Origin of the sequence: Aggregatilinea sp. (assembly GCF_036822615.1) — a bacterium.
Lineage (GTDB): Bacteria > Chloroflexota > Anaerolineae > Aggregatilineales > Aggregatilineaceae > Aggregatilinea.
This window is the reverse complement of sequence record NZ_DAISHJ010000005.1, coordinates 42,672-57,116: the sequence shown is the minus strand read 5'-3', so window position 1 is coordinate 57,116 and position 14,445 is coordinate 42,672. Positions and strand designations below refer to the sequence as shown.

Here is a 14,445-nt window from a genome sequence, read left to right as displayed (position 1 = left end):
AAACTTAGACATCAGGAGAGGCAACAACATGGCTAAGAAGGGTTTTTCTCGCCGTACATTCATTAAGGGCACCAGTCTGGCAATCGCAGGCGCAGCCGTCAGCGGCGGCAAAATCGCACAGCAGGGCATCTTCGCGCCGCGCGTTGTCCACGCGCAGGACGAGGTCGTGCTCGCCATCCAGGAATTCGCCCACGACGCGATCAAAGCCATCCTGCCGGACTTCGAATCGGCCACCGGCCTGACGGTCAAGCTCGAAGGCGGCCCGGTCAGCGGCAACGACATGCTGACCAAGTACAGCACCGCGTTCGCGGCGGGCAACAGCCCCGTAGACGTCATCAGCGACGCGGACGACAGCTCCCCCACGTTCATCCGCGCGGGCTGGATCATGCCGCTGGACGACATCATCCCGCAGGAAACCTGGGACGACTTCCCGGAGAGCATGCAGGGCCAGATCGACACGTTCCTGAGCTACGAGGACCAGCGCTACCGCGTCCCGCACGAGTTCGCCATCGGCTACTTCTTCACCCGCAAGGACTGGCTGGAGGAGAAGGGCGTCAGCAGCCCGGCGACCTGGGATGAGATGGTCGAGCTGGGCAAGGAATTCACCGACTCCGCGAGCGGCGTCTGGGGCACGACCGACGGTCTGGTGAAGCCGGGCCTGCTGTATGTGTACTGCGCGTACCTCGCGTCGCAGTCGGGCGGCAGCGTCTTCGACTTCGACGAGGGCACCGCCGAAGCGTTCCAGTTCCTCTACGACATGATCCACACGCACAAGATCTTCCCGGAGACGGCGCTCAACCAGGACTACACCGCCCAGAACGAGCTGTACATGGGCGACAAGGTGGCCTTCATGCGCCAGTGGCCGTTCTTCCAGAGCGTCGCGGAAGGCAACACCGACTGGTTCGACGCCAGCAAGATGGCGATCGAACTGCCTCCGGCGGGCGCAGCGGGCAGCAAGAGCTGGTGGGGCGGCTGGGGCTTCTCGCTTCCGGCGTCCGCACCCAACCCCGACGGCGCGAAGGAACTGATCAAGTTCCTGACCTCGCCCGAAAACGCGCCCAAGCTGGCCGAGGGCCAGTCGTGGTTCGTCATGCCGCGCACCTCGATCCTGGAATACTTCGCGGACAAGCCCAACGTGATCGTCGAGGCGATGGGCCGCTACAGCGAAGCCAACGTCATGGCCGCGCGCCCGTTCCACCCGCGTGTTGCCGAAGCGCAGACCGCCGTCGAGGACATGGCCTCGCTGTTCCTCACCGACCAGGCCAGCCTCGCAGATGTGATGAAGCAGGGCAAGCAGCTCATCGCGGATCTGGACGCGTAAGATTCACCTTGCATTCCGGCTGTCAGAAGCCCGCCCGCTGTGGCGGGCTTTTTGATCGCCGCGCCCCGAATGGCAAAGCACGCCCCAAACCGTTAAAATAAAAAAGATGAAGTTGATCTCAACCCCAGGCGCTTCACCGGCGTCGAAGGTATAGAATCGCGGCCCCTCGTGAAACGGACTTCCTCCGGGACAATCGACAACGTGCTTCGCTCGTCCGCGTTCCAGCGTTTCTGGGCGATCTTCGGCGCGGTTAGCGTACGAACAAAAGTGCTGGGTATCGTGTTGGGCATCGTGCTGCTGCTGAGCGTTTTTGTCACGGTCCAGGTGCGCCGCTCGATGACGCAGATCTTGCACGAGGATCTGAGGACACAGGCCACCTCGATCACGTCTCACGTGGCAACCAGCGCCGAAAATCTGATGAACGCGGGCCAAAGCGCCGACCTGAACTTTTTGGTCGATGAAACGAAAGCGCACTATTCCGACGCGCGCCATAACACGGAGGTCGCGTACCTGTTCGTGACGGCGGCAGATGGCACATTGTTGGGTAGCAGCGGCAGCGTACCCCGCGACCTGCTGGGTGCCAACCCGTCGGCAGGGGGGGATCACCACATCTCGGTTTGGCGTACCATTGGCGATGCGCACGTGCTGGACGTCTCGGAACACTTCACGCTGGCGGATGGCTCCACGGCCACCGTGCACGTGGGGCTTTCGGACGCAAAGCTGCAAAACGCGGTTAGCACCGTCACGCGCCAGCTTATCGTGACGAGCGTGATCATGTCGCTGGCGGGCATTGCCGCGGCGGTGTTTCTGACCTGGATCATCACCCGCCCGATCAGCAATCTGGTCGAAGCGACGCAGGCCGTCGCCAGGGGGGATCTCAGCCAGCGCGTCACGCCCTGGGCCAACGACGAAATCGGGCGGCTGACCGTCTCGTTCAACGCCATGACCGGGGCGCTCGCCCAGGCCGAAGAAGAACGGGCCGCCCGTGAAGAACTGCGCGCGCAGTACGTCAGCCGCGTGATCGCCGCGCAGGAAGAGGAACGGGGGCGGATCGCGCGGGAGCTGCACGACAGCACCAGCCAGTCGTTGACCTCGCTGCTGGTCGGGCTGCACGCGATGGAGCAGTCCGGCGGTGAGGATCTGCGCCAGCATACCGAGGATCTGCGGCAGGTGGTGAGCGACGTGCTGGAAGAAGTGCACGGGCTGGCGTGGCAGCTTCGCCCGAGCGTGCTGGACGATCTGGGACTGTCCGCCGCGCTCCGGCAGACCGTTGCGGACTACCGCGCACGCTATAACCTCACGATCGATCTCAGCATTCACGGCATCGACGGGCAGCGGCTCTCGTCCGAAGTGGAAACGACCATGTACCGCATCGTGCAGGAAGCCCTGACCAACGTCGCGCGGCACGCTCAGGCGCACACGGTCAGCGTGATGATCGACCGACGCGACACGAAGGCGCTGGTGATCGTCGAAGACGATGGGATCGGCATGTCGCCGGATCTCATGGACCGGCGCAGCCGCGAGCACCTGGGATTGTTCGGCATCCGCGAGCGGGCCGAACTGCTGGGCGGCACGCTCAAAATTGAGTCTGAGCCGGGGCACGGCACGAGCTTGTTTGTCGAGATCCCCGCCTTTTCACCCGCTCAAGGAACATCCGATCATGGCAACCAACAGCCAGGCTAACGTGACACGTATTCTGCTCGCCGACGACCACGCGATCCTGCGGGCCGGACTCAAGCTGCTGCTCGACGCGCAGCCCGATTTGAACGTCGTGGGCGAAGCCTCCAACGGCGCGCGCGCCCTGGCGCTGGCGGAGGATCTACTGCCCGACCTGATCCTGCTCGACCTGACGATGCCGGGGCTGGGCGGGTTGGAAGTGCTGCGCACGATCAAGGAGGTCGCGCCCAGCAGCCGCGTGCTGGTGCTGACCATGCACGAGGACGAAAGCCATCTGCGACAGGCGCTTGCGCTGGGCGCTGCCGGATACGTGCTCAAAAAGGCGGTGGACAGCGAGCTGTTGAACGCCATCCGCGCCGTCATGCGCGGCGAAGTTTACGTGCACTCCGCGATGATGGAAAAGCTGCTCAACCTGGAAGCGAACGAACCGGCCAGCGTCACGCCCACCGAGAGCGGCGGCAACCCGTGGGATGCCCTGTCCAAGCGCGAAGCGGACGTGCTGCGGCTGGTGGCGCTGGGCTACACCAATACCGAAATCGCGGATCAACTGGCGCTGAGCGTAAAAACGGTCGAAACATACCGGGCGCGCGGCATGGAAAAGCTCGGACTGAGCACGCGCGCGCAGCTCGTGCGCGACGCGCTGGCGCGCGGGCTGCTGGACGAGCAGTAAGGCGAAAAACAGTCAGGGTTTCCCTGACATTCGCCCCTCGGCAAGCGGGTTTTCCCCGCTACAAGGTGTCCCTCCGGTGCTCTATACTGGTGTCAACATTGAAGGTTGAACACCAAACACCAGCACACAGACTTCAGACGCACACAACGTCTTTTCACGGAGGAACACAGGATCATGGCTACGATTACCGCTTCTCGTCGCAGCACTAACGCACTCGAAGGGCCGTCGCTGTTCCAACGTCTGTTCACCGATCGTCGCGCTTCGCTGCTGTGGCTGCCCATCCGCATCTGGCTCGGCTGGCAGTGGATTGAAGCGGCCCAGCACAAGATCAGTGACCCCGCATGGACGCAGACGGGTGTTGCCCTCAAGGGCTACTGGACCAACGCCGTCTCCATTCCTGAAACGGGCCGCGCGCCCATCGCCTTCGACTGGTATCGCTCGTTCATCCAGTCCATGCTGGACGCTGGCACCTACACCTGGTTTGCCAAACTGGTCGTCTACGGCGAGCTGCTGGTCGGTATCGCCCTTATCATCGGGGCGTTCGTGGGCATCGCCGCACTGTTCGGCGCCGTGATGAACTGGAACTACATGATGGCCGGTTCCGCCAGCACCAACCCGATGCTCTTCGTCGTCGCCCTGGCGCTGATTGTGGCCTGGAAAGTTGCCGGATACATTGGCGTGGACTTCGCAGTCTTCAACTACCGCCAGATCCTCGCCAAAGTACGGGGAGAACAAGAAGCACCTGCCACCGCTGACTGACCTGGCCCGCTGATAGTATCACCGGCCCCGACCTCCCGGCTCTGCCCCTCAGAGCCGGGAGGTTTACGTTTCTGCGGCGTTCGCCCTTTTGACCCGATCTGTGTATATATGAGCCATCAGGCATAATGCCCGGCATTCAATCGAACCGGGCGGGAAAGCAGTTAGAAGGAGCTAGGAATTATGAGTACCGTTCATGTCGAAGTATCGGGAATTGTCCCGGCACGCCCGGAGATGGTTTATACGATCCTGGCCGACTATCGGATCGGGCACCCGGCCATTCTGCCCCGGCCCTACTTCACTTCGCTCATCCTTCAAGAAGGTGGAAAAGGCGCGGGAACCGTCATCAAAGTGCAAATGGACATCATGGGGTCCAAGCGCACCTATCAGATGATCGTCAGCGAGCCGGAGCCGGGCCGCGTGCTGGTCGAAACGGATGCCAACGCGGGCGTCATCACGACCTTCACCGTAGAGCCGGAGGGCAATGGCGAGCAGGCCCGTGTGACGATTGCAACCGATACTCAGGTAGGCTCCACCCTGGACCGGTGGTTCACGCCGATCGCGTTGCGCCGCATCTACCAGCGAGAACTGGCGATGCTGGCGGACTACGTGCGTTCGGGGTCCTGAGCGGCAGGCGTCTCAAAGGCTTGTGCATTCCCTTTGACTGGCTTACAGTAGGCTTCAGATTATTTACTTCTTTGGGGCCGAAGGGATAAACATCATGGAATATCGAAGGTTAGGCAGTTCAGGGCTGATCGTCAGCGCCCTGGGGCTGGGTACGATGCAGTTCGGCGAGGCGATGAACGTGGGCCGCCTCGACCAGCAGGCGACCAACGACATGATCAAGTTCGCCCTGGATCGCGGCATCAACTTCATCGACACCGCCGACGTGTACAGCCGGGGCGAAAGCGAAATCCTCGTCGGCAGCGCGATCAAGGGCATCCGTGACGAGATCGTGCTGGCGACCAAAGCCCGCCTGCCGATGAGCGATACCAACTTCAACCACAGCGGCGCGACGCGCGTCAACATCATGCGCGAGATCGAGGCCAGCCTGCGCCGCCTGCAAACCGATCACGTCGATCTGTACCAGCTTCACGGCTGGGACTCCAACACGCCGCTCGAAGAATCGCTGCGCGCGCTGGACGATCTCGTGCGCCAGGGCAAGGTGCGCTATATCGGCCTGAGCAACTACATGGCGTGGCAGGCCGCGACGGCGCTCGGTATCCAGCACGAACAGCACCTCGAAAAGTTCGTGACGGCCCAGATGTATTACAGTCTGGTCGGACGCGGGCTGGAACACGAATGGATCGACTTCGCCAAGTATTCGGGCATGGGCATCCTGGTGTGGAGCACGTTGGCAGGGGGCTTCCTGGCAGGGAAATATTCCCGCAACCAGCCGCCGCCCGCCGAAACGCGCTTTGCCGAAGCGGGCCAGTTTGTGCCGTTCGACAAAGAGCTGGGCTACGACGTGGTGGATGCGCTGCACGCGGTCGCCGACCGCCACGGCGCGACCCCGGCGCGGGTCGCTATCGCCTGGGCGATGGCTCAGCCCGCGATCAGCAGCGTGCTGATCGCCGCGCGCCGCCTGGAACACCTGGACGACAACATCAAGGCCGCCGACCTCAAGCTGACCGACGAGGATCTGCGCGAGCTGGACGCCGTGTCCAACCCCGGCATCCCCTACCCGCGCTGGATGGTGCTCCAGCTCGATCAGGCCGAAGATCCGCGCCCGAAGGTGCTGGAGCCGGAACGGTTCACCGACGGCGGTCCGTGGCAGGATCTGCGTCGCGGCCCGAACACGACGGTATAAGAGATAAAAGAAAAGGGATCCGTAGGGGCAATTCATGAATTGCCCTACCTAACAAAGCAAACAACAGGGGCGTATCGCAATACGCCCCTACCGTTTTTTCCGGCACACGCCGTACAAACGCCACGGCCTCCCGAATTGCTGGGAGGCCGTGTGTTGTCGCCCCGATCAGGCGACCGGGGCGCGGGTGTCTGAGACGTCAGACAGTTCGAGGCTTATTCGTACAGCAGCGCCGCGATGTCTTCGTCGTCGATGTTGGTCGCATCGTACCAGTGGAAGCCGGTGTCGATAACTTCGGGCAGCTCTTCGCCGCGCAGCGCCTTGACCGCCGCTTCAACTGCGTAGTAGCCGATACCGATCGGGTCCTGGGTGATGGCGCCCGCTTCCGTGCCCGCGCGGATCGCTTCCATTTGCTGCACGCCGGAGTCGTAACCGATCACCACGATGTCGCCTTCCATGCCCAGTTCGGTCACCGCGTTCAGCACGCCGATGATCGAGCCTTCGTTCGCGCCGAAGAAGCCCTTGAGATCCGGGTGCGCCAAGATGATGGCGTTCGCCAGGTCGGTGGACTTGAGCTGGTCACCAGCGCCGTACTGGATGTCCACGATCTCGATGTCGGGATATTCTTCTTCGATGCGGGTCTTGAAGCCGTCCACGCGGTCGATACCGGTGCGGCTGGTCTGGTCGTGCGCGATCACCGCAACCTGACCCTCGCCACCGATCAGCTCGGCCATCATGTCAGCGGCCAGCGCGGCAGCAGCCACGTTGTCCGTCGCAGCGGTGGTCACGGGGATGTCGCTGTCAACGCCGGAGTCGAAACCGACCACCGGGATGCCTTCTTCCTGGGCGCGCTCCAGCAGCGGGATGGCTGCCTTGCTGTCCAGGGCGGCAAACGCGAGCGCATCCGGGTTCTTGTCCAGAGCGGTCTGCAGCATTTCCAACTGCTTGTCGACCATCGCCTCGGTCTCGGGACCTTCGAACGTGATGGTCACGCCGCAGTCTTCCGCAGCCATTTCAGCGCCCTTCTTCACAGCCTGCCAGAACTGGTGCTGGAAGCCTTTGGAGATCACGGGGATGTAAATATCCTGGGCTTCAAGCTCCGCGCGGATGTCTTCCGTGCAGTACGGCACGCGGCCTTCCGGCTCTTCAGTCGCGGCGGGGGTTTCATCGGGGCCTTGCGGGTACACAACACCCACGGAAATCCCCAGGGCCAGCACCAGGGCGAACAGAACAGATAACAGTCTTGTGGATTTCATGCCAAATCTCCCTTATTTGTTTACTGCGGTCCAAAACGAAGCGCTGATGTGCTGTGCTTGTCTAGGGTCCTTCGTTTAAACGCGGACCTACGAACGGCGAGTGCTAACTTTGCTGCTTTGGCGTCCCCAAACCGCCCCGATGGCCTCCTTTCACTGGCGATACGCAGCTTCTAGCGCTCAACAAAAGCTCTAATTTAACCGGAGTGCCCGACACCTTACGCGGCGCGGCGGCGAATCAGGTCCATGTAGACCGCGCCGACCAGAATCGCGCCCGTGACGACCGTCTGCCACTCCTGGGGAACCGACATAATACGCAGGCCGTTCACCAGCACACTCATCACGAACGCGCCGATAATCGTGCCCATGATGCTGCCCTCGCCACCGCTGAGGGACGTGCCGCCAATCACCACGGCGGCGATCGCGTCAAGCTCGTAACCCTGGCCCAGCGCGGGCTGCGCCGAATTCAGGCGGGACGCCATGACGACGCCACCCAGCCCGGCAAACGCGCCGCCCAGCGTATAAACGGCGGTTTTCCAGAGGACTGTGCTGACACCGGACAGGCGGGTGGCTTCCTCGTTGCTGCCCATCGAGAAGGTGTAGCGGCCCAAAATCGTTGACGACAGCACAAACCCGGCCAGCAGCGCCGCGCCGAACATCACCAACACCGCGTTGGGAATGTCGAACTCAGGAATGACGGAGCCGAGGATGGATCCCATCGCAATCTCGCGGAACGCAGGCGAGTCGGTGAAGTAGATGGGCCGCAGCTCAGAAATGATCAGGGCCAGACCTTTGGCGATGTACATCATGCCCAGCGTGGTGATGAACGGCGGCACTTTCATCCGCGCGATGACGACGCCGTTGATCAGGCCGCACAGCGCGCCGGTCCCGATGCCCACCGCAACACCCACGCCAACCGGAAGGCCCTCATTCGTAATCGCCACGGCAGCCATCACGCTCGAAAACGTCATCACCGTACCGATGGACAGGTCGATGCCGCCCGTGATAATCACGAATGTCACGCCGATCGCCAAAATGCCGTTGACCGAGGTCGCCAGCAAGATGCCCTTGATGTTGTTGAACGTAAAGAAGTTCTCGGACGCGATCGAAAAGGCCACCACCAGCACGATCAGCGCGCCGAAGGCCAGCAGTCGCCGGGTGGCATCAGAATGAAAAAGCGAACGAGGAGCGGTCTTTTGTTTGGGAGCAACAGAAATATCCATTTTAGTTTTCCTATGCTGACGCCTTCATGGGAGTGGAACCGTTGGTGTGCATGATGCCGCCGCGCTGGGTGGCATACTGCATAATTTTTTCTTGAGTGGCTTCTTCAATGGGCAGCTCGCCGGTGATGCGTCCCTCGCACATGACGATCACGCGGTGACTCATGCGCAGGATTTCCGGCAGCTCCGATGAAATCATGATAATGGACTTCCCCTGCCGGGCCAAGTCGTTCAGCAGCTTGTAGATTTCGCTCTTCGCGCCCACGTCGATGCCGCGCGTCGGCTCGTCAAAGATCAGGATCTGCGTGTCGGCGGTCAGCCATTTGGCGATGACCAGCTTCTGCTGGTTGCCGCCCGACAGGTTCTTGACCCGCTGCTGCAAGCTGGGCGTCTTGATCGTCAGCGCATCGACGTAGTGCGACGCCGCCGCGCGGATCTTCGAGCGATCGACCAACCCCATCCGGTCGAGGAATTTGCGGAACGAAGCCAGCACGATGTTAGTTTCCACGTCCATATCGAGCGTCAACCCGTAGCGCTTGCGGTCTTCGGACAGATAGCCGATGCCGTGCTGCACCGCGTCGCGGGGGTGATGGATGTGAACCTTCCGTCCCTCGATGTAGATCTCGCCGGAGTCGATGGGGTCCGCGCCAAAGACGGCGCGCGCCACTTCCGTGCGCCCCGCGCCCATCAGCCCGGCAAACCCGACGATCTCGCCGCGCTTGATCTGGAAATTGACGTCGATCAGGGTGCGCCCCCGGTTAAGGTTGCGCACCTCCAGCACGATGTCTTCGCTGGCGTTTTCGGGGACCTGCGGCGAGGATTCGTAAATCGTGCGCCCGACCATCATGCTGATGATCTGGTCGATGGTCACCTTGTCGATATCCACCGTGTCGATGTAGCGGCCATCGCGCATGACCGTCACGCGGTCCGCGATGCGCGCCAGTTCTTCCAGGCGGTGACTGATGTAGACGATGCCCACGCCGTGCTCACGCAGCTGGCCGATGATGCGGAACAGCTCATCGATCTCGGACTCGGTCAGCGCGGCGGTCGGCTCGTCCATGATCAGCACGTCGGAATTGAACGACAGCGCCTTGGCGATCTCGACCATCTGCTGCTTGGCAACGGTCAGCTCCGAGACTTTCGTACGCGGATCGAGCTTCAGGTGCAGCCGCTCCAGCAGCTCGCGCGACTGCTCGTTGATCTTCTTCTGGTCGAGCATAAATGGCACACTTAGGCGCGGCTCGCGCCCGATGAAGATATTTTGAGCGATGGTGAGGTGGGGCATCAGGTTGAGTTCCTGATGGATCATGCAGATGCCCAGGTTTTGCGCGGCGCGCGGATTGTGAATTTCAACTTCTTTGTCCCGCACCAGGATCCGGCCCGAATCTTTGGAGTAGACGCCGGAGAGGATCTTCATCAACGTCGATTTTCCGGCCCCGTTTTCCCCGACGAGCGCGTGAACTTCACCCGGCAGCAGCTCGAACTTGCAGTCGGAAAGCGCATGCACGCCAGGGAAGGTCTTTTCGACACCTTCCATAACCACTAAAGGTTCGGTCATAAAATGTCCTCTGTGAAGCAATAAACTAAGTTGACGATTTGGGCCGTTTTCACGGCCAGGGTGTTGAGTCTAAGCGCCCAAATCGGGGGCAGCGGCGTGCAAAAAATTAGCGAGCAATGCTCAAATGGTTATTGATGATAACGTGATACCGATAACATGATAACGGTAACATATCATAGGTTTGATACGGTGTCAAATCAATGTGAGCCACGCGCCGGGCACGCCCCGGCAGAGATGCCGACCAGGAACGGAACGATGGGCTTCAGGCGCGCCCAACCCGGCAGCGCCGCGCCCGACCGGCTTCAGAACAAAGGAACACGCTCCGGTTAGAGCCTCACTGCGCGAAGCATAAATATCCTTAGGCATAAGTATCTACCAAAAACCATTTGATTTCACCCTACGGCGCAGGACAAACCACGGTTTATCCTGCGCCGTCAGATTGCTAGTAATGCACGATCTCGACCGTCGGGCGGATACGCTCGAAATCTTCCAGCGCAAAGTTCCCAGCGCCCAGGCGCAGCGTGTTGGCTGTGCCCGCCGCCGCGCCGTACCGGATCGCTTCGCCCAGCGTGAAGCCGTGCGTCAGCCCATACGCCAGTCCGGCCAGCATACAGTCGCCCGACCCGACTGCGCTTTTGGCGTCCACCTGCGGTGGGCGGGCATGCAGCACGTCGCGCCCCTTGGCCGCCAGCGCGCCGTCCGGCCCCATCGACAGCACCACGACCGCGCCGTAGTGCGCCGAAATGTCCGCCGCCGCTGCCGCGTAATCGTTCAGGCTAGTCAGCGGACGCTGCGCCAGATCGCTGAACTCCTTTTTGTTCGGCTTGATCAGATCCGGTTTGGCGGCGACACCCTGCCGCAGCGCGTCCCCGCTGCTGTCGAGCAGCACCAGCACGCCCGCTTCGCGCGCGATGGCGATCAACTGCGCGTAAAAGTCGGTGGGCACGCCCGCGGGCAGACTGCCCGAAAAGGTCACCGCCGCGCACGTCGCCACGACCTCGCGGAAGCGGACCTTCAGCGCTTCGACCTGCTCCGGCGGGACCGGCTCGCCCTTCTCGTAGATCTCGGTCAGCGTGTTGCGATCGGGATCGAGGATCGACAGGCAGGTGCGCGACTCGAAATCGGTCTGCACGAACGCCGTCTCGATCCCTTCGCGGCGCAGGCCCGCCTCGATAAAGCCCCCGGCGAAACCGCCCACCCAGCCCGTCACGACCGGCTGGTCGCCGAGCGTCTTCAGCGCGCGAGCGACGTTGCAGCCCTTGCCGCCGGGAAACGCCATGACCTGTTCCGGGCGGTGAATCTCGTCCAACTGGAAGGACCGAACGATGACGGTTTTATCAATCGCCGCGTTCGGGTTGACGCATAAAATCATCGTGTCCTCAATCGTGATACCCTCCCGTGTAGGAGGGGAACCGCCGCGCCCCGCTGGCACAGCCCCATTGACCGGGGCGTATTATGCGCCCTGACTGCCCGCGCAAACAAGGCCGGTATGGGCTATTGTGCTTCCGGCAGCAGGATGATCTTGCGGTGTGCCAGCTCGTGCGACGCGATCTTGGCGAAGACGTCCGGCGCGGCAGACAGCGGGAAGTGATGCGAGATCATGGTGTCCATGTCCAGCGCACCGCTGCGCAGCGCGTTCACGGTGTCGGTCCATTCGTGGCCGGGGAACGGCGCGGAATAGGACATGAAGCAGCCCACGAGCGTCAGTTCTTTGCGCATCATGTTCTCGATGAACGCCGACGGGAAGGTGGCGTCCTTCGGCTGGTTGCCGCCCAGCACCACCACGCCGCGCGGACGCACGACCTCGATCGTTTGCAGCAGCGCGTGGGGCGATCCCGACGCCTCGAATGCGGCGTCCACACCATCCCCGGCCAGCTTGCGGATCTCGCTTGGCACGTCCGCCGACTTCGGGTTCAGCGTGACGTGCGCGCCTAGCGTGCGCGCCGTCTCCAGGTTGGTGTCGCTGATGTCCGTGCAGACGATCAGGCTCGCGCCCAGGATGCGCAGCCACTGGACCGTCATCAGGCCGATGGAGCCTGCGCCAAACACTACCGCCGACTGCCCCGCCTGGAAGTTCCCCAGATCGAGCATGTGCCGCGCCACGGTCGACGGCTCGATGAGCGCCGCCTTCTCGAACGGCAGATCGTCGGGCAAGATCAGCGCGTTGCGCGTCGGGATCTCGACGTACTCCGCGAAGCCGCCAGCCTGCCGCGACCCGATGAACGAATAGCTGTGGCAGGCCGAATAATAGCCGCGCTCGCATTCCTCGCACTCGAAGCACGGCACGACCGGGATGATCGCGGCGTGCTGGCCGACCAGCGCCGGATCAACGTCTGCACCCACGGCGCTGATCACGCCCGCGACCTCGTGGCCGAGGATCAGCGGGTACATGCGGTGGCCTTCCGCAAAGCGCTTGATGTCCGAGCCGCAGATCGAGGCGGCCTTGACCTGCAACAGCACGTGCCCCGGTGCCGGTTCCGGCTGAGGCGCGTCCTGGTAGGTCATCACACCCTTATTTTCGAGAATGACTGCTTTCATGGTCGTTCACTTTGTCCCTATCACACACGTCATGCGATCAGATCGCCTGCCCCGCCAGCCCGTGCTTGCGCGCGATGGCGTCCAGGCGCTCGAAATCATCCAATGCTTTGCGCGATACACTGCGATAGACCCCAAAGAGGTCTTCGTACATTGCGTGATGCTCCGGCGACGGCTCGTAGACCTGCCGCTGCGGCAGCAGGCGCTCCACACACGCGCCGATGTCGTCGGCCAGCCCTACGGCGAACGCGGTCAGCGCGTAGAGGCCCAGGCTGTGCCCGCCTTCGCCGCCGTCGGCACGCCGCGCCACGATGAACGGACGCCCGTAGATATCGGCCTTGATCTGGCACCAGACGGCGCTCTGCGTCGCCCCACCCGATCCGAGGTATTCCGTCACGTGGACGCCGTGCTCCTCCGCGATCTGCAAGTTGTCGTAGACGGCGAAGGCGCAGCCCTCCATGATCGCGCGCAGCAGATCCGCGCGCGTGGTGGTGTAGGACAGGCCGAAAAAGACGCCGCGCGCCACGCTGCTCCACAGCGGCGTGCGCTCGCCCGCCATGTACGGCAGAAAGATCAGGCCGTGCGCGCCCGCCGGGGCCGCATCGACCTGCTGGCTAAACAGCTCGAACGGGCTGCGCCCCAACAGCGCGCCCGCGCTGGCTTCCACCTGTCCGAGCGTGTCGCGGAACCAGCCGAGCGATCCACCGCCGACCGTGCCCGCCTGCAAGATGTACTGGCCCGGCACGACGTGGTGCGAAAAGATCAGGCGCGGCTCGACCACGACGCGATCAAGACTGACGGCCATACCGCCCGCCTGTCCGCCCTGCTCGTTGGTCTGGCCCAGGCGCGTCAGGCCCGCGCCCAGCGCGCCGGAGGCCGCATCGAGGCAGCCCGCCAGCACCGGAATCCCGGCGGCGAGGCCCGTATCGGCGGCGGCCTGCGCCGTCACCGCGCCGACGATCTCCGTGCTGGGGCACAGGCGCGGCATCTTGTCCAGCGGCACGCCGATCGTACCGGCAGCACCGGCATCCCAGACGTCGCGGCGCATGTCGAAGAAGTGATAGCCGTAGGCCTGCGTGGTGTCGCACACGAATTCGCCCGTGAAGCGCCCGACAATGTAGCCGGTCGCGTCGAGGAACCGGTACGCCGCGTCGAACACGTCCGGGCGGTGCGCCTTCAGCCACAGCAGCTTGGGCGTGATGTAAGCCGGATCGAGCGGGTTGGCGTTCAGGCTCACCAGCCGGTCGGCCTCAGGCAGCGCCTGAAGCTGGGCCGCTTCCGCGCCCGCGCGACGGTCGAGCCAGATCATCGCCGGGGCCAGCGCGTTCATCGCGCGATCGACGGGGATCAGCGTCCAACTGACGGCATCGATGCCGATGCCCGCCACGTCACGCGGATCGACGCCGCCCGCCGCGATCACCTCGCGCACGGTGGCGCATACCGCCGCCCACCACGTCGCGCCCTCGATCTCCGCCCACAGCGGATCGGGGCGGCGCAGCGGGTAGGCCGACGAGGCATCGGCCAGCGTGCGACCTGCCTCGTCCCACAGCGCGGTTTTGGTACTGGACGTACCCACGTCAATGGTTATGAGATAACGATGCGCCACGGATCCCCCCCTCTTTGGCCGGACTCTACGCAGACGATCCGC

Annotated in this window: 12 protein-coding genes; 6 read left to right on the top strand and 6 right to left on the bottom strand. The window is 63.0% G+C overall.

Translation table 11 applies throughout. The annotated features are described in order from the left end of the window. Nucleotides 1-28: 28 nt before the first annotated feature. The 6 genes from V7116_RS03215 (at nucleotide 29) to V7116_RS03190 (ending at nucleotide 6,234) form a co-directional block, all read left to right on the top strand. Nucleotides 29-1,321, top strand: coding sequence for an ABC transporter substrate-binding protein (locus V7116_RS03215; RefSeq protein WP_324390364.1), 1,293 nt, complete (start codon nucleotides 29-31; stop codon nucleotides 1,319-1,321). 201 nt (nucleotides 1,322-1,522) lie between these two features. Beyond that, a complete protein-coding gene (locus V7116_RS03210) occupies nucleotides 1,523-3,004 on the top strand; it encodes a HAMP domain-containing sensor histidine kinase (RefSeq protein ID WP_324390362.1) in 1,482 nt (493 codons plus the stop codon). Further along, nucleotides 2,982-3,668, top strand: coding sequence for a response regulator transcription factor (locus V7116_RS03205; RefSeq protein ID WP_324390360.1), 687 nt, complete (start codon nucleotides 2,982-2,984; stop codon nucleotides 3,666-3,668). Before V7116_RS03210 ends, V7116_RS03205 begins: the two co-directional genes overlap by 23 nt. A 174-nt stretch (nucleotides 3,669-3,842) precedes the next feature. Then, nucleotides 3,843-4,427 carry a DoxX family membrane protein gene (locus V7116_RS03200; RefSeq protein WP_324390358.1) on the top strand — a complete coding sequence of 195 codons (585 nt, stop codon included), beginning with the start codon at nucleotides 3,843-3,845 and terminating at the stop codon, nucleotides 4,425-4,427. A gap of 180 nt (nucleotides 4,428-4,607) precedes the next feature. Then, a complete protein-coding gene (locus tag V7116_RS03195; RefSeq protein WP_324390356.1) occupies nucleotides 4,608-5,051 on the top strand; it encodes an SRPBCC family protein in 444 nt (147 codons plus the stop codon). Between the two features lie 94 nt (nucleotides 5,052-5,145). Continuing rightward, nucleotides 5,146-6,234 (top strand): aldo/keto reductase, encoded by a 1,089-nt coding sequence (locus V7116_RS03190; RefSeq protein ID WP_324390354.1) that lies wholly within the window; start codon nucleotides 5,146-5,148, stop codon nucleotides 6,232-6,234. A gap of 212 nt (nucleotides 6,235-6,446) precedes the next feature. On the opposite strand, the gene V7116_RS03185 is transcribed toward V7116_RS03190, so the two are convergent. From V7116_RS03185 to V7116_RS03160, 6 genes are all read right to left on the bottom strand, one after another. After that, nucleotides 6,447-7,487 carry an ABC transporter substrate-binding protein gene (locus V7116_RS03185; protein WP_324390352.1) on the bottom strand — a complete coding sequence of 347 codons (1,041 nt, stop codon included), beginning with the start codon at nucleotides 7,485-7,487 and terminating at the stop codon, nucleotides 6,447-6,449. A gap of 215 nt (nucleotides 7,488-7,702) precedes the next feature. Then, nucleotides 7,703-8,707 (bottom strand): ABC transporter permease, encoded by a 1,005-nt coding sequence (locus V7116_RS03180; protein WP_324390350.1) that lies wholly within the window; start codon nucleotides 8,705-8,707, stop codon nucleotides 7,703-7,705. A 10-nt stretch (nucleotides 8,708-8,717) separates the two neighbouring features. Next, complete coding sequence (locus V7116_RS03175; RefSeq protein ID WP_324390348.1) at nucleotides 8,718-10,262, bottom strand: sugar ABC transporter ATP-binding protein; 1,545 nt, start codon at nucleotides 10,260-10,262, stop codon at nucleotides 8,718-8,720. 442 nt (nucleotides 10,263-10,704) lie between these two features. Beyond that, nucleotides 10,705-11,634, bottom strand: coding sequence for a 1-phosphofructokinase family hexose kinase (locus tag V7116_RS03170; protein WP_324390345.1), 930 nt, complete (start codon nucleotides 11,632-11,634; stop codon nucleotides 10,705-10,707). 122 nt (nucleotides 11,635-11,756) lie between these two features. Further along, entirely contained in the window at nucleotides 11,757-12,800 is a 1,044-nt protein-coding gene (locus V7116_RS03165) for a galactitol-1-phosphate 5-dehydrogenase (RefSeq protein ID WP_324390344.1), read from the bottom strand. 37 nt (nucleotides 12,801-12,837) lie between these two features. Then, the gene (locus V7116_RS03160) at nucleotides 12,838-14,403 is read right to left on the bottom strand and encodes a xylulokinase (protein WP_324390342.1); all 1,566 of its coding nucleotides are present in this window, start codon (nucleotides 14,401-14,403) and stop codon (nucleotides 12,838-12,840) included. Nucleotides 14,404-14,445 lie beyond the last annotated feature (42 nt).